The sequence below is a fragment of the Bradyrhizobium sp. USDA 4354 genome (assembly GCF_054060315.1).
This window is the reverse complement of sequence record NZ_JBSSDC010000001.1, coordinates 7,854,802-7,874,042: the sequence shown is the minus strand read 5'-3', so window position 1 is coordinate 7,874,042 and position 19,241 is coordinate 7,854,802. Positions and strand designations below refer to the sequence as shown.

Annotated in this window: 18 protein-coding genes and 2 pseudogenes; all 20 read left to right on the top strand. The window is 61.6% G+C overall.

The features are described from left to right. Positions 1-22 precede the first annotated feature (22 nt). Positions 23-304, top strand: coding sequence for a helix-turn-helix transcriptional regulator (locus ACVIIV_RS36545; RefSeq protein WP_008561544.1), 282 nt, complete (start codon positions 23-25; stop codon positions 302-304). A gap of 22 nt (positions 305-326) precedes the next feature. Continuing rightward, positions 327-1,208 (top strand): replication initiator protein A, encoded by an 882-nt coding sequence (locus ACVIIV_RS36540; RefSeq protein ID WP_456748525.1) that lies wholly within the window; start codon positions 327-329, stop codon positions 1,206-1,208. 289 nt (positions 1,209-1,497) lie between these two features. Then, positions 1,498-1,962 carry a DUF2840 domain-containing protein gene (locus tag ACVIIV_RS36535; protein ID WP_456748524.1) on the top strand — a complete coding sequence of 155 codons (465 nt, stop codon included), beginning with the start codon at positions 1,498-1,500 and terminating at the stop codon, positions 1,960-1,962. After that, positions 1,959-2,465, top strand: a pseudogene (locus tag ACVIIV_RS36530) (S26 family signal peptidase); the annotation flags it as partial. The gene ACVIIV_RS36535 and the pseudogene ACVIIV_RS36530, both read left to right, overlap by 4 nt. A 7-nt stretch (positions 2,466-2,472) precedes the next feature. Then, entirely contained in the window at positions 2,473-3,303 is an 831-nt protein-coding gene (locus tag ACVIIV_RS36525; protein WP_456748523.1) for a lytic transglycosylase domain-containing protein, read from the top strand. 385 nt (positions 3,304-3,688) lie between these two features. Beyond that, positions 3,689-5,452 carry a relaxase/mobilization nuclease domain-containing protein gene (locus ACVIIV_RS36520; protein ID WP_456748522.1) on the top strand — a complete coding sequence of 588 codons (1,764 nt, stop codon included), beginning with the start codon at positions 3,689-3,691 and terminating at the stop codon, positions 5,450-5,452. 36 nt (positions 5,453-5,488) lie between these two features. Next, positions 5,489-7,474 carry a conjugal transfer protein TraG gene (locus ACVIIV_RS36515; protein WP_456748521.1) on the top strand — a complete coding sequence of 662 codons (1,986 nt, stop codon included), beginning with the start codon at positions 5,489-5,491 and terminating at the stop codon, positions 7,472-7,474. A 6-nt stretch (positions 7,475-7,480) separates the two neighbouring features. Next, entirely contained in the window at positions 7,481-7,906 is a 426-nt protein-coding gene (locus ACVIIV_RS36510; RefSeq protein ID WP_456748520.1) for a ribbon-helix-helix domain-containing protein, read from the top strand. Positions 7,907-8,038: 132 nt separating this feature from the next. Further along, positions 8,039-9,367 (top strand): annotated as a pseudogene (locus tag ACVIIV_RS36505) (MFS transporter). A 228-nt stretch (positions 9,368-9,595) separates the two neighbouring features. Then, positions 9,596-10,510 carry a P-type conjugative transfer ATPase TrbB gene (gene trbB / locus ACVIIV_RS36500; RefSeq protein ID WP_456748917.1) on the top strand — a complete coding sequence of 305 codons (915 nt, stop codon included), beginning with the start codon at positions 9,596-9,598 and terminating at the stop codon, positions 10,508-10,510. Between the two features lie 55 nt (positions 10,511-10,565). After that, positions 10,566-10,838, top strand: a complete 273-nt coding sequence (locus ACVIIV_RS36495) for a TrbC/VirB2 family protein (RefSeq protein ID WP_244486413.1) — start codon at positions 10,566-10,568, stop codon at positions 10,836-10,838. Further along, on the top strand, positions 10,838-11,101 hold the full coding sequence (locus ACVIIV_RS36490) for a VirB3 family type IV secretion system protein (protein ID WP_456748519.1): 264 nt from the start codon (positions 10,838-10,840) through the stop codon (positions 11,099-11,101). Before ACVIIV_RS36495 ends, ACVIIV_RS36490 begins: the two co-directional genes overlap by 1 nt. Before the next feature lie 10 nt (positions 11,102-11,111). Next, positions 11,112-13,553, top strand: a complete 2,442-nt coding sequence (gene trbE, locus ACVIIV_RS36485; RefSeq protein WP_456748518.1) for a conjugal transfer protein TrbE — start codon at positions 11,112-11,114, stop codon at positions 13,551-13,553. Next, positions 13,550-14,281, top strand: coding sequence for a P-type conjugative transfer protein TrbJ (gene trbJ, locus ACVIIV_RS36480; protein WP_456748517.1), 732 nt, complete (start codon positions 13,550-13,552; stop codon positions 14,279-14,281). Before trbE ends, trbJ begins: the two co-directional genes overlap by 4 nt. Further along, the gene (gene trbK-alt, locus ACVIIV_RS36475) at positions 14,281-14,646 is read left to right on the top strand and encodes a putative entry exclusion protein TrbK-alt (RefSeq protein WP_456748516.1); all 366 of its coding nucleotides are present in this window, start codon (positions 14,281-14,283) and stop codon (positions 14,644-14,646) included. The genes trbJ and trbK-alt overlap by 1 nt, the downstream gene beginning before the upstream one ends. Then, on the top strand, positions 14,643-15,872 hold the full coding sequence (gene trbL, locus ACVIIV_RS36470) for a P-type conjugative transfer protein TrbL (protein ID WP_456748515.1): 1,230 nt from the start codon (positions 14,643-14,645) through the stop codon (positions 15,870-15,872). Before trbK-alt ends, trbL begins: the two co-directional genes overlap by 4 nt. A gap of 90 nt (positions 15,873-15,962) precedes the next feature. Next, positions 15,963-16,646, top strand: coding sequence for a conjugal transfer protein TrbF (gene trbF, locus ACVIIV_RS36465; protein ID WP_456748514.1), 684 nt, complete (start codon positions 15,963-15,965; stop codon positions 16,644-16,646). Beyond that, positions 16,643-17,677, top strand: a complete 1,035-nt coding sequence (gene trbG / locus ACVIIV_RS36460; protein ID WP_456748513.1) for a P-type conjugative transfer protein TrbG — start codon at positions 16,643-16,645, stop codon at positions 17,675-17,677. Before trbF ends, trbG begins: the two co-directional genes overlap by 4 nt. Next, positions 17,674-18,885, top strand: coding sequence for a TrbI/VirB10 family protein (locus ACVIIV_RS36455; protein WP_456748512.1), 1,212 nt, complete (start codon positions 17,674-17,676; stop codon positions 18,883-18,885). The genes trbG and ACVIIV_RS36455 overlap by 4 nt, the downstream gene beginning before the upstream one ends. 4 nt (positions 18,886-18,889) lie before the next feature. Continuing rightward, positions 18,890-19,132: a DUF2274 domain-containing protein gene (locus ACVIIV_RS36450; RefSeq protein ID WP_456748511.1), complete on the top strand. Its 243-nt coding sequence runs from the start codon at positions 18,890-18,892 to the stop codon at positions 19,130-19,132. Positions 19,133-19,241 lie beyond the last annotated feature (109 nt).

Below are 19,241 nucleotides of genomic sequence, written 5' to 3'. Positions count from 1 at the left end.
GATGTCCTCCTGGAGTTCTCAAATGCCCGATCCGATGGCCGGTCTACCACCGCGATTCCTGCGTACACCAGAGGCCGCGCGCTATCTTGGCCTGTCCGGTCGCACGCTCGAGAAGCATCGGACATACGGCACAGGGCCGACTTATCGGAAGATCGGTGGTCGCGTCGTCTACGCCGTCGATGACCTGAAAGCGTGGGCCGACCGCGGCGCCAAGACATCGACCTCCGATCCCGGCAAGGGAACGGTGCTGCCGGCCAAGAAGCATCCCGCGCTGCGCCCTTATGCAGGCCAGGAACGTCGCTGATCACTAAGAAAGGACAGCGATCATGCGGCGCAGACACCATTCCGAGCGCGACCAGCTTGAGCTCTTTCGGGCGCTACCCGGTGATCTTGCGCCCCGCGACGCGCAGGATCTGATGGCATATCCTTTCTTCTCGCTCGCAAAGACCAAGCGGATCGTGCCGATCGATTTCCGTGCCGGCGCGATCGCAATTCGTGTCGAAGCCGTGCCAGAGCACGGCATGGCGACCATCTGGGATGCAGACGTTCTGATCTGGGCCGCGTCCCAGATCGTCGAAGCCCGTGACGCCGGCTTGAAGACTTCGCGTTTGATGGCTGCAACGCCTTACGAGATTTTGATGTTCGTGGGCCGCGGCACCAGCGCACGTGACTATGACCGCCTGAAGGCTGGTCTTGACAGACTTCAGTCAACGACCGTGCTGACGTCGATCCGTCAGCCGACAGAAAGACGGCGACACCGCTTCTCCTGGATCAACGAATGGAAAGAGACGGTCGACGCAAATGGACGTCCATTTGGGCTCGAGCTGATTCTGCCTGATTGGTTCTACGCGGGCGTCATCGATGACGCGCTCGTGCTGACGATCGATCGCGCCTATTTCGAGCTCACGGGCGGGCTTGAGCGGTGGCTCTACCGGCTCGTGCGCAAGCACGGCGGCCGCCAGGATGGCGGCTGGAGCTTTGACCTTGTGCATCTCCATGCCAAGTCCGGCATCATCTCGCCGCTCAAGCATTTTGCTTACGACGTCCGTCAGATCGTCCAGCGCCAGACATTGCCCGGCTATCAGCTCGTGCTCACGCGAGACCGGGACGGGAGCGAGCGACTGAACTTCACCCCTCAGCCTGTTGACCCCTTAACGGCACGCCTGCGTCGGCGCGGTCTCATTCCAAATTCGGAGGACAACCTGTGAATCAGCTCGTGCTATCGGGGACCGCAACCCTCGTGCTATCGGGGACCCGATCCTCGTGCTATCGGGGACCGGAATCGAACTTAATAGCTTGTTTCTTCGCGCTTTCCAGCCGCTCTAACTTTACTAACCAGAAATCCTTCGGATTTCTTCTAACGGACCAGGCCGAAAGCCGCGTTGGTGGCGCTCGGCGGCGGCTGTCCGATAGGCCTGCCTACCTTTGCAGGCCATGCACACTCTCCACCGAGCCCCAAGCTCACGGCTGCCAGCTCCAACGTCAGGGAGCCGCCGCATGAGCGATCTCACGGAAGTGGAAGTGTTGTGGCTCGAGAAGCGCATCGAAAACCGCATTCGGTTCGGTCGTATCGTCAACGAACGGAAGCTCGATCGCCACCGGCGCGTCCTGTCATTCGCGCCCGGCAACATCTTTGCCTTTGTCCGTTGGACCTCAAACGACTTTGGGACGATCATTTCGCGGATCGACATCTTGCGTGCGGTCGCACCGGGACAGCGCTGCTCAACCGTTCCTTATGTGACACCCGGCGGTGAGATTCTGCTGCGGCTGTCAGGCTGGCCGAAGGTCGAGCGCGTGCTGCAGATGATCGATGCCATTGAGGCGCTCGGGATCGATCCGGCTGACGTCGCGCCTGATCACTGGCATCACGTTCACAACCGTCTCTCCGTCAACGAAAACCCGCGGCCGTATACGAAAGCGCGCCATCAGGCTTGGCTTCATCGCCAAAAGGTGATGCGATGACGGGCCGCCTCATGATGCTGGCCGTAACGATTGGGATCGCTGCTGCGCTCATCGCGACGATCGTCCTGGGGCCGCTTCCGCTTTACATCTGGAATGCATCCCCGAGCGTGCCGATCGGTCTCTACCGCCTCCTACCGGCGGACCAATTCCAAGTCACTGAATTGGTCGCCGTGCAGCCGCCGGAGCCGCTCGCGACCTTCCTCGACCTTAACGGCTATTTGCCCATTGGCGTCACCATGCTGAAGCGCGTGCTCGCCCTTCCGGGGCAGAGTGTTTGCAGGAGCGGCCTCACGATTTCGGTCGACAACGTCGCGGTGGGCGAGGCGCGGGATCGCGACGGACGCGGCCGGCCGCTGCCGAAATGGCAGGGCTGCCGCGTCGTCGGCGACGGCGAGCTGTTTCTGATGAACTGGCAGTCGGACGACTCTCTTGATGGCCGGTATTTTGGATTTCTTCCGGCATCTAGCGTGATCGGCCGTGCGATGCCGGTGTGGACGTGGGAGAGTGATCGTGCGTATTCGACGTGTTCTCCTCGCCATTCCCTTGTTCGATCGATTGCGGGATCATTCCTCCGCCTCGATCGATGTCGGCAAGGTTGGCGCGAGCCCGATCGGGTGCTTGGGGCGGTCGGGCACGCGCGTTTGTGCTGTCGTGCCGCTGATGCTTCTTCTGACCGCGTTCGACTTTGCTACTTTGGCCCAGAGCGGATCAGCCGCCCAGCCGACGATTAGTCAGACCGCTCACTCATTTGCCGGCTTCATCAATGAAGCCTCGCAACGCTTTGCGATTGCGCCGAACTGGATCCGATCGGTCCAAAGTATCGAGAGTGCTGGTGACGTGCGCGCCAGATCGCCAAAGGGCGCAATGGGCCTGATGCAAATCATGCCGGCGACCTGGGCGGAACTTCGCGAGCGCTACGATCTCGGGAACGACCCCTACGACCCGCACGACAACATTCTGGCCGGCACGGCTTACTTGCGCGAACTGCTCGATCGGTATGGCTCGCCTGGCGTGTTTGCCGCGTACAACGCGGGACCGGCTCGCTATGAAGAGCATCTCGCAGGCGGCTCTCTGCCAGAGGAGACGCGAGCATACGTCGCAAAGCTTGCAAATCTGCTTGCCATCGAACTGCCGCCGAGGTGGACGTCCAGCGGACAGTCATCAGCAGCTGCGACGCTATTCGTCACGCGATCCGGTCTCCTGAAAACGCGCGATCGGTTGCTGGCTCTCATGCCTTCGAGTGGTGTCACGGCTGCAATCCCGGCACCCGATGTTTCGCCCATGGTTCCACGACCTCTTGGCGTGTTCGTCCCTCGATCGGACTCGGGAGCATGGCAATGACCAAGTGTGCTGGTTCGCAACCTGATTTCGTGTGGGCGATGCCTTCGGCCCGCGCTCTACTCGTCGCTTCGCTCCTCACCGAGCCACCCTTCGGGTGTCTCGGCCCTTCGGGTAACGATCGCTATCGCAAACGCTCGGAAACAGTGGGGGCTTCGCAAGTCAACTGCCAGGTCGCGGCGACTCTTTCGGGAACCGGCGACCGGGAGACCACGACAGCAGGACGGCGAGATAAAAGAGGCTCGCCGGTCGAACCGCAAGCCATTGGCATGGCTTGGCTTCTGGCGTGCCGGTCGGTCGGAGCGCGTGCTGCGCCTTGCATTTTTAAGAATGCAATCAAAGGCGTTTTCGGCACCGTGCGTGCTTTTGATCATTGGGAGGCCCTGCCGTGAGCGTGGGCGACAGCGATCTGCGTATTCGGCCCGGGCGCATCCGCAGTACACGCGCGCCGAAGCAGAAGAGCTTTATCAACCAGGTGCTGCGGGCAGCGAAGAAGGCAGGACACACCTCGGGACAGACCTTGTCCGGCAGGCGTTCGGCGGCCTATGGGCGCTCGACGTTTGGCCGCGGGCGCCTCGCCTTTAGCCGCGCCAGATTGTTCAGCCCAACGCGGCGCGTCGTGGTGAAAGCGCGCGTGGTTCGTCAGAAGGGACGAGCCTTCCGTTCAGCGCCGCTGACCGCCCACCTCTCATATCTGAAGCGCGACGGCGTGACCCGGAGTGGTGGGCGGGCCGAGATGTTTGATGCCCGCAGCGACGGCGCCGATAGCGCGGCTTTCGCAGAACGCTGCAAGGACGACCGTCATCATTTCAGGTTCATTGTCTCGCCGGAGGACGCCGGCGACATGACCGACCTGAAGGCCTTCACCCGCGACCTCGCCAAGCAGATGGAAACCGACTTTGGAACGCGACTCGACTGGGTGGCTGTCGATCATTGGAATACCGACAATCCTCATGTCCATCTTCTCGTTCGGGGCGTGGATGAGGACGGGGCGGATCTCGTGATCTCCCGCGACTACATCAGTCAGGGCCTGCGCTCACGCGCGGAGGAATTGGTCGCCATCGAACTGGGTCCAAAACCGGAGCACGAAGTTCGTAATTCGCTGGAGAGGGAAGTCACGGCGGAACGATGGACGCGGCTCGATCGGGAAATCCGGCTGGCAGCCGATGAGACCGGCTGTATCGATCTTCGCGTAGAGAATCCCGGGAAGTCCGACCCCGAGATCAGGCGCCTGATGGTCGGTCGCCTTCAACACCTGGAGAAGATGGGCCTTGCCGCATCCGCCTCATCAGGGGAGTGGATGGTAGGGATCGAGGCCGAACGCAGCTTGCGCGACCTCGGCATGCGTGGCGACATCATCAAAACGATGCACCGTGCCTTCACGGAGCGTGGGGAAGCGCGCGGCGTTTCCGATTATGTCATCGAAGGTGGACAGCCGACGTCCCAGATCATCGGACGGCTGGTCGACCGGGGATTGCATGACGAACTGACCGGCGAGGCCTACGCCCTGATCGACGGAACGGACGGACGTGCTCACCACGTGCGCTTCCGAGGGGTCGAGGCCTTCGAACAGGCGCCACCGGTCGGCGGCATTGTCGAAGTGCGACGCTTCGGTCAAGCCGACGATCCGCGGCCGACCATGGTGCTCGCGACCCGCTCCGATCTCGATCTTGCCGAGCAAGTCACCGCGAAGGGCGCGACCTGGCTCGACCACAGGCTGGTCGAACGCGATCCCATGCCGCTTGCGATGGGTGGGTTCGGCCGCGAGACCCGCAACGCCATGGAAGCGCGCGCCGAGCATCTGGTTCAGGAAGGTCTGGCGCGACGGCAGGGCCAACGCGTCATTCTGCAGCGCGACCTCCTGAACACGTTGCGCCGACGCGAACTGGACGAGGTGGCCGCAAAAGTCTCGGCCAGCACGGGTCTGCCTCATGTGCACGCCGCCTCCGGGGAGCATGTGGCGGGCACGCTTCGCCAGCGTCTGACGCTCAGTTCGGGACGCTTCGCCATGATCGACAATGGGCTCGGCTTCCAGCTCGTGCCCTGGTCGCGCGAACTCGAAAGGAAGCTCGGCCAACACGTCACCGGCGTCGCGAAGGGCGGCGGTGGCATCGAATGGGGCTTTGGTCGCAAGCGCGACCTCGGCCTCTAGCGATATCTCCAATTCAGTTGCGGAAGGGCGCTCGGGATGTCCGGAACCAAAATCCTCTGGGGACAGGTGATCGTCGTCGGCCTGATCGTTTTGCTGGCCATTTGGGGAGCAACCGAGTGGACGGCTTGGCGGCTCGCCTGGCAACCGGAGCTTGGGCGACCCTGGTTCGAACTGTTGGGCTTCAAGATCTATTACCCGCCAGTCTTCTTTTGGTGGTGGTTCGTCTTTGATGCCTATGCCCCGCAGGTCTTTGTCGAGGGGGCCTTCATTGCGGCGTCGGGGACCTTCGTTTCCATTGCGGTGGCGATCGGCATGTCGGTGTGGCGCGCGCGTGAAGCCAAGAATGTCGAAACCTATGGTTCGGCGCGCTGGGCCGATGCGAAAGAGGTTCGAGCGGCCGGTCTTCTCGGCCCGGATGGTGTGGTGCTCGGCAAGCTCGACCGCGACTACCTCCGCCATGACGGACCGGAGCACGTGCTGTGTTTCGCGCCCACCCGGTCCGGCAAAGGCGTTGGTCTCGTCGTTCCCTCTCTTCTTGCATGGCCGGGTTCGGCCATCGTTCACGACATCAAGGGCGAGAACTGGCAACTGACCGCGGGCTTCCGCTCGCGGCATGGCCGCGTCCTGTTGTTCGACCCCACCAACCCAAAATCATCAGCCTACAATCCGCTGCTCGAGGTCCGGCGCGGGGAATGGGAGGTTCGCGACGTCCAGAACGTCGCCGACGTCCTGGTCGACCCCGAAGGCTCCCTCGACAAGCGGAACCATTGGGAGAAGACCAGTCATTCGCTCCTGGTCGGCGCCATCCTCCACGTTCTCTATGCCGAGGCAGACAAGACTTTGGCCGGTGTCGCAGCTTTCCTATCCGATCCAAAGCGGCCAATCGAGGCAACCTTGAAGGCGATGATGACCACCGCGCATCTTGGCGGGCAGGGGGCTCATCCCGTGGTCGCCTCGACCGCGCGCGAACTCCTCAACAAATCCGAGAATGAACGCTCCGGCGTCCTGTCCACCGCGATGTCGTTCCTCGGGCTCTACCGCGATCCCGTCGTGGCCCAGGTGACCTGTCGCTGCGACTGGAGGATTGCCGATCTGATCGCGGATAGCCGCCCGACGACGCTTTACCTGGTGGTGCCGCCTTCCGATATCTCGCGGACCAAACCATTGATCCGTCTGGTGCTGAACCAGATTGGTCGTCGCCTGACCGAGGATCTGCACGCCCGCGACCGCCGGCATCGCGTTCTGATGATGCTCGACGAGTTCCCCGCACTTGGGCGGCTTGATTTCTTCGAGTCCGCGCTCGCCTTCATGGCGGGGTACGGCATCAAGAGTTTCTTGATCGCGCAGTCGCTCAATCAGATCGAAAAGGCCTACGGGCCGAACAATGCGATACTCGACAATTGTCACGTCCGCGTCAGCTTTGCGACCAACGACGAGCGGACCGCCAAACGGGTGTCCGACGCGCTGGGCACGGCGACGGAGATGAGGGCGATGAAGAACTATGCCGGTCACAGGTTGAACCCCTGGCTGGGGCACCTGATGGTCTCGCGCCAGGAGACGGCAAGGCCGCTGCTGACCCCGGGCGAAGTCATGCAGCTTCCGCCGATGGACGAGATCGTAATGGTGGCAGGCACGCCGCCGATCCGGGCGAAGAAGGTCCGCTACCACGAGGATCGACGATTCACGGAGCGGGTTCTGCCGCCGCCCGATCCGGCGAGGGCTGGCCGATCATCGCGAACGGACGGATGGTCAGCGCTCGGAACGCTGAAGCCGACGCAGCCGCCAACCGATAGGGGGCAAGGAGAGGAAGACACGGCGAACAGCGGTCTGCGCCGCGAGCCCGAACTCCCTGATCACGTGGCAATCGTCAAGGAGACGACCGAGCCGACACCGGCAGAGGAATTTGCCGCCGTTCTTGGCGATGACGAGGATGCGGTCCGCCAGTCTCGGCTTATGCGTCAGCAGATGCGCGGTGTCGCCCGTCAAGTTGCCATGGACCCGAATGACGGTATGGAGCTCTGAGGCGATATGCGCGACCGGATGAACGTCTATTTCCCGCCAGAACTGCTGAAGCAGATCTCGGAGCTCGCCGATCGCAAGAAGCTTTCCCGGTCTGCAATCGTGGAAGCAGCTGTCGCTTCGTTTCTATCGCCGGACGGAGCGGACAGGCGGGAGGCGGCCCTCACCCGTCGCCTCGACCGGCTGTCGCGTCAGATGCAGAGGCTTGAGCGTGACGTTGGTTTAACGGCCGAGACCTTGGCGCTCTTCATCCGTTTCTGGCTGACGATCACACCGCCACTACCCAACGACGCACAGGCGGCCGCGCAGGCAAAGGGCCGGGAGCGGTTTGAAGGATTTGTCGATGCGCTCGGGCGTCGTTTGCAGAAGGGGCAAAGCTTTCTGCGCGAGATTCCTGAAGATATCCGCCCTCAGGAGCCGGCCGAAGAAACCTGATTGAACTGCAGCAATACCGTTTCGCCGGTCCCTTCTTTTTCTTCGCTAGCCTACGACCGCAGCGATTTAGCTGAACCGGCAAGAGCTGGTCGCGCTATCGGCCCGAAAGAGCTGACAGCAAGAGGGGCCGGCATGCAAATCTCAAAAGGATGGTGTCGAATTGCGCGGGTTTTTCTCCCTTTTGCTGCTGGATGCTATCTTTCGTACCTGTTTCGAACGATCAACGCTCTGATCGCCAGCCATATCAGCTCGGACATCGGGCTTGGGACTGCCGACCTTGGCTTGCTTACCTCGGTCTATTTTCTAGTTTTCGCGGCGGCTCAGATCCCCGTCGGCATCTTGTTGGACCGATTCGGTCCGCGTCGCGTCCAAAGTGCTCTGCTCTTGCTCGCAGCAGTGGGCGCCGGACTGTTCGCAGTATCGACCGGCTTCCTGTCACTTTTGATCGCGCGTGCAATGATCGGGCTTGGCGTGGCGGCGGCGCTCACGGCAGCTCTGAAATCCATTATCCTTTGGTTCCCCAGGGAGCGCGTTCCCTTGCTGAACGGCTACATGGTCATGCTGGGATCGCTAGGAGCGGTGACTGCTACGGTCCCCGTCGAACACCTGCTCGCCTGGATGGGCTGGCGGCAACTCTTTGAGATCCTGGCGGCCGCCACCGGTGCGACGGCCATTCTCATCTACGTCGTAGTGCCTGAACGAGGCATCGCCCTGTCAACAGCGTCCACCAGCCTGAGCTCTGTTTTCAGCGATCAACGGTTCTGGCGAATAGCCCCGTTATCGGCGACTTGCATTGGATCATCCTGGTCTCTGCAAGGTTTGTGGGCGTCGCCGTGGTTAATAGACGTAGAAGGGTTTGATCGCGCAAGTCTCGTCAGACAGCTTTTTATGATGTCTGTCGTACTGAGCGGCGGTGCCTGGTTGCTCGGTATGGCCGTCCATCACATCAAACGCAGGGGAATCGGAGCGGAGGTGATATTAGCGATGGTTGCAGTGCTATTCATCGCAGCCGAGTCAGTCTTGATCCTGCGAGCGCCTCTGCCTTCCATCTTGCCCTGGTCCGTTGTCGCAATTGTCGGAACGGCAATCGTGGTCAGTTTCGCGGTGATAGCGGATTACTTTCCGCCGGAGCTTGCTGGTCGTGCCAACGGCGCTTTGAACGTCTTGCACTTTGGTTGGGCATTCTGGCACAATACGCGACAGGCCTGATCCATTGAGCAATGGTCTGCGAATGATGGCCATAGGACCGTCCAAGCCTATCAGGTCGCGTTCGGCCTCAACGTAGCGCTGCAGATCGCAACGTTGGTCTGGTTCGCGCTGCCTTGGCGCAGAGTCTTCGCTTCATGGATGAGTTCAACTCTCCGCTTGACGCCAGCCAATGTTTCCAATGGTATCGATTCGGTTGGCTTGTACGAGAATTCGCCCATCCTGGTGCCCGCGGACGACGACGCGGAGTGGTGAGCGATATCTCATAGCGACCGGTACGATTGAGTAGGCGTCCAATATCAGTTCTCAGTCTTCCTTTTTGTACGCCAGTCTACGACCAGCGAAAGCGCTTGTTGCGCCAAGTCAACAGGTGCTTTTTCTAATCATCCCCATCTGAGGGCCCTTTGCGGGCGCCCTCACTGGGTGGGGACGACAGTGGCAATCCATTCCATTCAATCGGAAGCAAGTTCGCGCGGTGCGCGAATGCTGCGCAGCGCGCTTGGCTCTGCGATTGCCGGCTACCTCGAAGATAAAGCGATCATCGAAGTGATGCTCAACCCAGATGGGCGGCTGTGGATCGACAGGCTGTCGAGTGGCCTGATTGACACTGGCGAGACGCTGTCCCCGGCAGACGGCGAGCGCATCGTGCGCCTGGTGGCGCATCACGTAGGCGCCGAGGTGCATGCCGGCGCGCCACGAGTTTCGGCCGAACTGCCTGGGTCCGGAGAGCGCTTCGAGGGTCTCTTGCCTCCGGTCGTGGCAGCTCCGGCCTTCGCAATCCGCAAGCCCGCTGTCGCCCTGATTACGCTCGACGACTACGTCGCCAAAGAAATCATGACCTCGGAGCAGGCCGAGATCCTAAAGAATGCGGTCGCCGCACGGAAGAACATCCTCGTCGCCGGTGGAACGTCGACCGGCAAGACGACTCTGACAAATGCGCTCCTGGCCGAAGTGGCAAAGACTGCCGATCGGGTCGTGCTGATCGAAGATACGCGCGAACTTCAGTGCACAGCGCCCAATCTCGTGGCTTTGCGGACCAAAGATGGTGTGGCCACGCTATCGGATCTCGTTCGCTCTTCGCTGCGATTGCGTCCTGACCGCATTCCGGTCGGCGAAGTCCGAGGTGCGGAGGCACTCGATCTGCTCAAGGCTTGGGGTACAGGTCATCCCGGCGGCATCGGCACTATTCATGCGGGCACCGCGCTCGGTGCGCTGCGGCGGCTCGAGCAACTGATCCAGGAAGCCGTCATCACAGTTCCGCGCGCCTTGATCGCCGAGACCATCAACCTCGTTGCTGTGCTCGCGGGGCGGGGCGCTGACCGTCGCCTCGCTGAACTCGCCCTCGTCACCGGGCTCGGGGCCGCCGGCGACTACAACTTTTCATCAGCAGGAGACTGACATGCGTCCGCAATTTCGCTTTCGTCGAGATGCCGCTTCACTAGCCATGTCCGGGATGGTTCTTTTGGCGTCGGCGCCGGCATGGGCTGCCGGCTCGAACATGCCGTGGGAACAGCCGCTCAATCAGATATTGCAGTCGGTCGAGGGGCCGGTCGCCAAGATCATCGCCGTCATCATCATCGTCGTGACTGGGCTCACGCTCGCGTTCGGGGACTCGTCAGGTGGTTTCCGTAGGCTGATCCAGATCGTGTTCGGTCTGTCGATCGCATTTGCCGCCTCGAGCTTCTTCCTGTCGTTCTTCTCCTTCGGCGGCGGCGTGGTGATCTGATGGATAATCAGGTGGCAGGCTTTGTCGTGCCCGTTCATCGCGCGCTCACTGAGCCAATCCTGATGGGCGGCGCGCCCCGGTCGGTTGCGATCGTAAACGGTACGCTCGCGGCGGCCCTGGGGCTCGGACTTCGGCTCTGGATTGCGGGTCTTGTCCTCTGGTTCATCGGCCACATGGCCGCCGTCTGGGCCGCCAAGCGCGATCCCGCCTTCGTCGATGTGGTGCGTCGACATCTGCGCATTCCCAGTCATCTCAACCTCTGAGTTTTTCGTCATGTTGAACCTTGCCGAATATCGCCATTCCAGCGCGCGCCTCGCCGACTTCCTGCCTTGGGCAGCCCTAGTCGACGAAGGAATCATCCTGAACAAGGACGGCTCGTTCCAGCGGACAGCAAAGTTCCGCGGACCCGACCTGGATAGCGCAGTGCCGGCTGAACTCGTCGCCGTCGCGGGTCGCTTGAATAACGCCTTGCGTCGCCTGGGATCAGGCTGGGCCGTATTCGTCGAGGCGCAGCGTCACTTTGCGGGGGCGTATCCACCTGCCTCCTTTCCGGACGTCGCTTCCGCGCTGGTCGACGCGGAACGCAGGGCTCAGTTTGAGGAGGCGGGTGCTCATTACGAGTCCAGCTACTTCTTGACCTTCCTCTATCTGCCTCCGGAGGAGGGAGCGGCTAGGGCGGAGCGATTGCTCTATGAAGGTCGCGACCGCACCGTTGGAGCAGATGCCCGGGAGGTCCTGCGCGGGTTTGTCGACCAGACCAACCGCGTGCTCGGTCTCCTTGAAGGGTTCATGCCCGAATGCGCCTGGCTCGATGATCAGGACACGCTGACTTACCTCCACTCGACGATCTCGACCAAACGTCATCGGGTTCGAGTGCCCGAGATTCCCATATACATCGACGCGCTGTTGGCCGACCAGCCGCTGACCGGCGGGCTGGAGCCGATGCTGGGCTTAGCCAACTTGCGGGTTCTGACGATTGTCGGCTTTCCGGGCTCGACGACCCCGGGAATCCTGGACGACCTGAATCGCCTGCCATTCTCGTATCGTTGGTCGACCCGGGCGATCATGCTCGACAAGATCGACGCCACCAAGCTTCTGACCAAGATTCGGCGGCAGTGGTTCGCCAAGCGAAAGTCTATTGGTGCCATTCTCAACGAGGTCATGACCAACGAGGCGTCGACGTTGCTCGATACCGACGCCCACAACAAGGCGCTTGATGCCGACACGGCGTTGCAGGAACTGGGGTCGGATCAGATCGGACAAGCCTTTGTTACGGCGACCATTACGGTCTGGGACCGCGATCCCAATGCAGCCGACGAAAAGCTCCGCCTGGTCGAGAAGATCATTCAGGGCCGCGATTTCACCTGCATGACGGAGACGGTGAACGCCGTCACAGCCTGGCTCGGCAGCCTGCCTGGGCATGTCTATGCGAATGTGCGTCAGCCGCCGGTGTCTACCCTCAACCTCGCTCATATGATTCCGATGTCGGCCGTGTGGGCCGGCGAGGCGAGGGATCTGCACTTCAAGGGTCCGCCGCTTCTGTTCGGCAAGACCGACGGATCGACCCCATTCCGATTTTCGCTCCACGTCGGTGACGTGGGCCATACTCTTGTGGTGGGACCGACGGGTGCCGGCAAGTCAGTCCTGCTCGCCCTGATGGCGCTACAGTTCCGCCGTTACCCGAATTCTCAGGTCTTTGCGTTCGATTTTGGCGGTTCAATTCGTGCGGCCGCCCTCGCCATGGGTGGCGACTGGCACGATCTCGGGGGCGCATTGTCTGACGCGGACGAAAACCCCGTCGCCCTGCAGCCGTTGGCCTGGATCGATGATCCTTCCGAGCGCGGGTGGGCGACGGAATGGATCGGCGGAGTCCTGGCGCGAGAAAAGGTCGAGATCACCCCTGAGGTCAAGGATCATCTTTGGTCGGCGCTGACGTCTCTCGCCTCGGCGCCGAGGGAGGAGCGCACTCTGACGGGCCTGTCAGTCCTGCTCCAATCGAACTCTCTGAAACGGGCTTTGCAGCCTTACTGCCTGGGTGGCCCGTCCGGGCGGCTACTCGATGCCGAATTCGAGCGCCTCGGCGAAGCCTCGGTCCAGGCCTTTGAGACCGAAGGCTTGCTCGGAACGAGCGCCGCTCCGGCCGTGCTGGCGTATCTCTTCCATCGGATCGGGGATCGTCTCGAGGGCCGGCCGACACTCCTTATTGTCGATGAAGGTTGGCTTGCTCTCGACGACGAGGATTTTGCCGGCCAGCTCCGGGAATGGTTGAAGACGCTTCGGAAGAAGAACGCGTCCGTTATCTTCGCCACCCAGTCGCTTTCTGACATCGATGGATCTGCGATCGCGCCGGCGATCATCGAAAGCTGCCCGACGCGCCTGTTGCTGCCGAACGAACGGGCGATCGAACCACAGATCACTGCCATCTACCGCCGCTTCGGTCTCAACGACCGCCAGATCGAGCTTCTGAGCCGGGCAACGCCAAAGCGCGACTACTACTGCCAAACCCGTCGGGGAAACCGGATGTTCGAACTTGGTCTTGGAGAAGTTGCGCTCGCATTCACCGCAGCCTCTTCCAAGACAGACCAGGCTGTCATCGCACAGCTCCTCGCCGAACATGGGCCCGATGGCTTCGTGCCGGCATGGCTCCAGCACCGCGGCGTCGCCTGGGCCCTAGACCTGATTCCCAATCTCGTCAATCTGGAGAAATCGCTATGAGGCGTCTTGGCCTATTGGCGGCTGCTGGTGCCCTCGCGCTGATGCTCGATGTCACGGTGCCGGCGCGAGCGCAATGGATCGTCTTCGATCCCAACAACTACGTCCAGAACGTCCTGACCGCCGCGCGAGAGCTCCAGCAGATCAACAATCAGATCACCTCGTTGCAGAACGAGGCGCAGATGCTGATCAATCAGGCCAGGAATCTGGCAAGCCTGCCGTACTCGTCGCTACAGCAACTGCAATCATCGATCCAGCGGACCCAGCAATTGCTGGCCCAGGCCCAGCGCATCACCTATGACGTGCAGCAGATTGATCGCGCGTTCTCGACCAGCTACGCGCCAGCGACCAGCAGCCAATCGAACCAGTTACTGATCTCCAACGCTCAATCGCGATGGCAGAATTCCTATGCCGCAACGCAAGACGCGCTTCGCGTCCAGGCCGGCATTGTTGGCAACCTCGACACCAATCGCATCCAGACGTCCGCGCTCGTAACGTCTAGCCAAGGCGCAAGCGGCGCTCTGCAAGCAACACAAGCTGGCAATCAGATTCTCGCGCTGAACGCGCAGCAGCTGGCCGACCTCACCGCTGTCGTGACGGCGCAGGGCAGGGCGCAGAGCCTCGAAGCGGCTCAGCGCGCCTCGGCCCAGGATCAGGGACGAGAGCAGCTCAGGCGATTCCTGACGCCAGGACAGGGCTATCAATCCTCCAATGCGCAGATGTTCCACTGATGGCCGACGTAAAGGCATTCAAGGCGCTGTCGCTACTCACGACAATCCTAGTGGCCGTCGCCGCCTGCACGATTCAGCTGCGTGGCGGGGACGATTCTTCGCCGGCGCTGAAGGCGGAGCAGACGACCGATGCAACCAGCTCAGACCTTGCACACTGCCGCGGCGTCACTCCGGAGGAAACGGCGGGCTATCGCCATTGCCAGCAAGTTTGGGCCGAAAATCGGCGTCGCTTCTTTGGCAAGAAGGACGGTGTCGCAGCTTCCGGCCACGATGAGGCGGCCGGTTTGATGCCCCTCCCAAAGGATCAGGGCCGGATCCCGCAAAGATATCCGCAACCGGCGACACCTGAGGTGAGCAAGCCATGACTGGTACGGGGATCATTGACCAGTTCCTGGAAACGTTCACGCGTTATATCGATAACGGATTCGGATTGCTGGGGAGCGATGTCGGATATCTCGCAACGACCCTTGCGGCGATCGACATCACGCTCGCCGCCTTGTTCTGGAGCTGGGGAACTGACGAGGACATTATAGCGCGCCTCGTCAAGAAGACGCTCTTCGTGGGGGTCTTCGCCTACCTTATCGGCAACTGGAACAGCCTGGCACGTATCGTCTTCGAGAGCTTTGCCAGTCTTGGACTGAAAGCATCGGGTGCAAGCCTGTCCGCATCCGATTTCCTGAGACCTGGAAAGATCGCGCAAGTCGGACTCGACGCCGGCCGACCGCTGCTCGACTCGATCTCCAACCTGATGGGCTACATCAGCTTCTTCGAGAATTTCGTCCAGATTGTCGTTCTCCTGTTCGCTTGGGTCGTGGTGTTGCTCGCCTTCTTCATTCTGGCGATCCAGCTCTTTGTCACACTGATCGAGTTCAAGCTCACGACGTTGGCCGGCTTCGTGCTCATTCCCTTTGGCTTGTTTGGCAAGACCGCCTTCGCAGCAGAGCGAGTCCTGGGCAATGTCATATCCTCCGGAATCAAGGTCTTGGTCCTGGCCGTCATCGTCGGGATAGGATCGACCCTGTTCTCGCAGTTCACCGCTGGCTTTGGTGGCAATCAGCCAACCATCGAAGACGCGATGACACTGGTGCTTGCGGCACTTTCCTTGCTGGGCGTGGGCATCTTCGGTCCAGGAATCGCCAACGGCCTGGTGTCCGGCGGACCGCAGCTCGGCGCCGGTTCGGCGATTGGAACGGGCCTTGCCGCTGGCGGTATTGTTGCGGCCGGCGCAGGCCTCGCCGTCGGCGGTGCCGGTATCGCTGGTGGCGCGATTGCTGGCGCGGCGCGCGGCGGGGGTGCCGTCTTGAGTGGAGCGTCCGCCGCCTATCGAAGCGGAGGCATTGCTGGCGTTACGGAGGCGGGTAGCTCGGCTGCAATGAGCCCGTTGCGTCGCGCAGCGGCTGCACTCGGCGGAAGCGGGAACGCCGGCGCGCAGGCCGCGAGCACTTCGGCAGAAGGGCGGCCCGACTGGGCGCGCCGCCTGAAGCGTGCTCAGACCATTCGGCATGGTGCCTCGGCCGCTGGCCACGCCATCCGCTCGGGCGATCATGGTGGCAGCGGCTCCTCCGTCGACTTGTCCGAAGGAGAGCGCTGAGACGAACCACTGCACCTCCGCCGCACAGCAGCGCCTCGACGCTTCCACGCACGACTCGAACCTATCACTTGATCTCAGGGGCAACTTTCGATGTTCAAACGACCTTCCGTTCATTACGGGCGCATGCCCGAACCGGTCACGCCGTATCAAAAGGCTGCACAGGTCTGGGACGAACGCATTGGATCCGCGCGCGTGCAGGCCAAGAACTGGCGCCTGATGGCGTTCGGTTGCTTGATGCTATCTGCGGGTCTCGCAGGTGGACTTGTCTGGCAGTCGAGCCAGGGCTCGATTACGCCCTGGGTGGTCGAAGTCGACCGTCTCGGTCAGGCCCAAAGAGTTGCGCCGGCCAACATCGGCTATCAACCCACTGACGCGCAGATCGCCTACCATCTGGCGCGCTTTATCGAGGATGTCAGAGGCCTGCCTGCCGACGGTATCGTTCTGCGCCAAAACTGGCTTCGGGCCTATGATTTTACGACCGATCGCGGCGCCGCTGCGCTCAACGACTACGCGCGCAACAAGGACCCCTTTGCCAAGCTGGGTAAGGCGCAAATCTCGGTCGACGTCTCGAGCGTCATTCGCGCGTCGTCGGAAAGCTTTCGGGTCGCGTGGACCGAGCGCGCCTACGACAACGGGTCGTTGAGCTCGACCGAGCGCTGGACAGCGATTCTCACCATCGTGATCGAGACGCCGCGCGATGCCGAACGCCTGCGCAAGAATCCCCTCGGCGTCTACGTCCGCGCCATCAACTGGTCAAAGGAGTTGAGTCAGTGACCAACACGCCGTCTGACGTTCATTCGAAACGTTCCCTCCAGCAAAGCAGGCTCAATTCAGCTTGGCCCGAGTTCGTGACCTCAAGGCGAGCACTTCTGTCCGCTCTTCTGCTTTGTTCGTCTGCGCTCGGTGGATGCGCGACCTACATTCCGCCGGAGATCAGCTATGACGCTGAAGTTCCTCCGTTACCGGCGACGCCAGTAGCTCTCGACGACAGATCGCGACCGCTTCACGTTCCACCCCTCTGGAAGCCGGCTCTCGGCGGCAGGTCGAGAGGTAAGGAAGACGCTGAACCCGTGAACCGGGTTGAGACCGCAAACAGCGCAGCCCGGGTCGAACCGCGCAGGCGGGGGTATTTCAACGCGGCGCAAATCTACGCCTACAGTCCCGGGGCGCTCTATCAGATTTACGCCGCACCAGGGCAGATCACGGATATCGCGCTCGAGGAGGGAGAACTGTTGACGGGAGCAGGGCCGATCGCAGCTGGAGATACCGTACGCTGGGTCGTGGGCGATACCGAGAGCGGGAGCGGCGACACACGGCGCGTCCATATCCTGGTCAAGCCGACCCGAGCTTCGATCGAGACCAACCTGGTGGTCAATACTGACCGACGCACCTACCTGATCGAGCTCCGCTCCCGCGAACGGCCCTATATGCCGTCTGTTGCCTGGTACTATCCAGAAACTGCACGGGAACGATCGCGTTCGGTCGCTCTGAAACCCGTTCTGCCGGATCCGACGCAACGTATCTCCCGCTACGCCATCGAAGGGGACAGCCCTCCTTGGCGGCCGCTCGCCGCATATGACGATGGCCGCAAGGTCTATGTCGAATTCCCGCAAGGCATCGTGCAGGGCGAGATGCCTCCGCTCTTCGTCATCGGCCCAGACGGCAAGTCCGAGCTCGTCAACTACCGCGCTTACGGCAACGTATTGATCGTCGATCGGCTGTTTGCTGCCGCCGAACTCCGGCTCGGCGGTGAGCACCAGCCGAGGGTCCGAATCGTCAGGACCGATGGGAGGCCGTCGTCATGAATACTCGGACTGAGAACGATCATGAGCAAGCAGCTCCGCCGGAGACGCAAGGGGAGCGGTCCGAAGGCTTCCGATTGAGAGCGGAGCATCCGCGCGTGACGCGGTTGTCGCGGAAGGTCTTGGCCGGCGGGAGCGCGGTTGCCCTGCTTGTCATCGGCGGAGCTGTGCTGTGGTCGCTACAGAGCAATCGCTCCCGTAATGAGGCGACGGATGAGCTTTACAGTACCGACCACCACAATGTTGCGGACGGTATTACGGCGCTGCCGAAGGATTATGCTGCCGTTCCGCGCCAGCCGATCCCGCAGCTTGGTCCGCCGCTCCCTGGCGACCTCGGTCGACCGATCCTTGCCGCTCAAGGCCAGACGCCGACGATCGGTGCTGATCCAGACCAGCAGCGGCGGGACCAAGAGACCGAAGCTGCCCGTATCAGCCATCTGTTCGCTTCGACCAATGGACGAGAAGTGCGTCCGTCCGCCGCTGCGGCGGTTGGAGGCGACCGCGTCGTGTCGGCGACCGCAACGAGCACCGGCGACGATGGATCTGGGCAGAACGGCCAAGACCGGAAGCTTGCTTTCGTTAATGCTTCTGTGGATCGTCGCACGGTAAGCCCTGACCGTGTTACCAAGCTCGCTTCACCCTACATCGTGCAAGCTGGAACGGTGATTCCAGCAGCGCTGATCACCGGAATCCGGTCGGACCTGCCAGGCCAAGTGACCGCGCAGGTAACCGAGAATGTTTTTGACACGCCGACCGGTCGCTTTTTGCTTGTGCCTCAGGGAGCGCGTCTGATTGGGATCTACGATAGCCAGGTCACTTTCGGCCAGTCCCGGGTCCTGCTCGTCTGGACGCGGCTGATCATGCCGAATGGACGTTCCATCGTTCTCGAGCGGCAGCCTGGCGCTGACACCGCCGGCTATGCAGGCCTCGAAGATCAGGTCGACAATCACTGGGGTGAGCTATTCAGGGCTGCGGCAGTATCGACGTTTCTGGCGGTCGGGACCGAACTGGGTGCCGGCTCGGACACCAACAGCAACGACAGCGCAATCATCCAGGCATTGCGACACGGCGCCTCGGACTCACTAAACCAGGCCGGGCAGCAGGTCGTTCGGCGCAGTCTCAGCATCCAGCCTACTCTGACCGTGCGACCTGGCTTCCCGGTTCGTGTTCTTATCAATCATGACCTCATACTTACGCCGTATAGAGGGTGACAACATGCCAAAACTCAAAATAGGAGAGCTTCCAGACGACAAGCCCGTCAAAGTGAGTACGGAGCTGCCTGCGGCCGTGCATCGTGATCTCATTGCATATGCAGAAGCGCTTACGCGTCAGGGTGGTCAAGTGGTCGATCCGATCAAACTCATCGCCCCCATGTTGACGCGCTTTATGGCCACGGATCGAGGATTTTCTAAACTGAAACGTCAAGGCCACGTACCGGCCGCTGGCGAAGGACAGTGATGCTCAAGGTTTCCTCGAAGCTGTTGGTCGACGCTAAATAGTTGCGTGCATCAACCTAGGCGCTGCCGAGTTGGCGCTAAGAGCTGAGATATCGTGTCGGAAAGTGTGT

What these genes read in the sequence shown, in the direction of transcription:
- ACVIIV_RS36510 (WP_456748520.1), top strand. Translation starts at nt 7,481, where the DNA reads ATGCGCGACCGGATGAACGTCTATTTCCCGCCAGAACTGCTGAAGCAG.
- ACVIIV_RS36535 (WP_456748524.1), top strand. Translation starts at nt 1,498, where the DNA reads ATGAGCGATCTCACGGAAGTGGAAGTGTTGTGGCTCGAGAAGCGCATC.
- ACVIIV_RS36545 (WP_008561544.1), top strand. Translation starts at nt 23, where the DNA reads ATGCCCGATCCGATGGCCGGTCTACCACCGCGATTCCTGCGTACACCA.
- ACVIIV_RS36495 (WP_244486413.1), top strand. Translation starts at nt 10,566, where the DNA reads ATGGTTCTTTTGGCGTCGGCGCCGGCATGGGCTGCCGGCTCGAACATG.
- trbF (WP_456748514.1), top strand. Translation starts at nt 15,963, where the DNA reads ATGTTCAAACGACCTTCCGTTCATTACGGGCGCATGCCCGAACCGGTC.
- trbL (WP_456748515.1), top strand. Translation starts at nt 14,643, where the DNA reads ATGACTGGTACGGGGATCATTGACCAGTTCCTGGAAACGTTCACGCGT.
- ACVIIV_RS36515 (WP_456748521.1), top strand. Translation starts at nt 5,489, where the DNA reads ATGTCCGGAACCAAAATCCTCTGGGGACAGGTGATCGTCGTCGGCCTG.
- trbB (WP_456748917.1), top strand. Translation starts at nt 9,596, where the DNA reads ATGCTGCGCAGCGCGCTTGGCTCTGCGATTGCCGGCTACCTCGAAGAT.
- ACVIIV_RS36455 (WP_456748512.1), top strand. Translation starts at nt 17,674, where the DNA reads ATGAATACTCGGACTGAGAACGATCATGAGCAAGCAGCTCCGCCGGAG.
- ACVIIV_RS36490 (WP_456748519.1), top strand. Translation starts at nt 10,838, where the DNA reads ATGGATAATCAGGTGGCAGGCTTTGTCGTGCCCGTTCATCGCGCGCTC.
- trbE (WP_456748518.1), top strand. Translation starts at nt 11,112, where the DNA reads ATGTTGAACCTTGCCGAATATCGCCATTCCAGCGCGCGCCTCGCCGAC.
- trbJ (WP_456748517.1), top strand. Translation starts at nt 13,550, where the DNA reads ATGAGGCGTCTTGGCCTATTGGCGGCTGCTGGTGCCCTCGCGCTGATG.
- ACVIIV_RS36450 (WP_456748511.1), top strand. Translation starts at nt 18,890, where the DNA reads ATGCCAAAACTCAAAATAGGAGAGCTTCCAGACGACAAGCCCGTCAAA.
- trbK-alt (WP_456748516.1), top strand. Translation starts at nt 14,281, where the DNA reads ATGGCCGACGTAAAGGCATTCAAGGCGCTGTCGCTACTCACGACAATC.
- ACVIIV_RS36540 (WP_456748525.1), top strand. Translation starts at nt 327, where the DNA reads ATGCGGCGCAGACACCATTCCGAGCGCGACCAGCTTGAGCTCTTTCGG.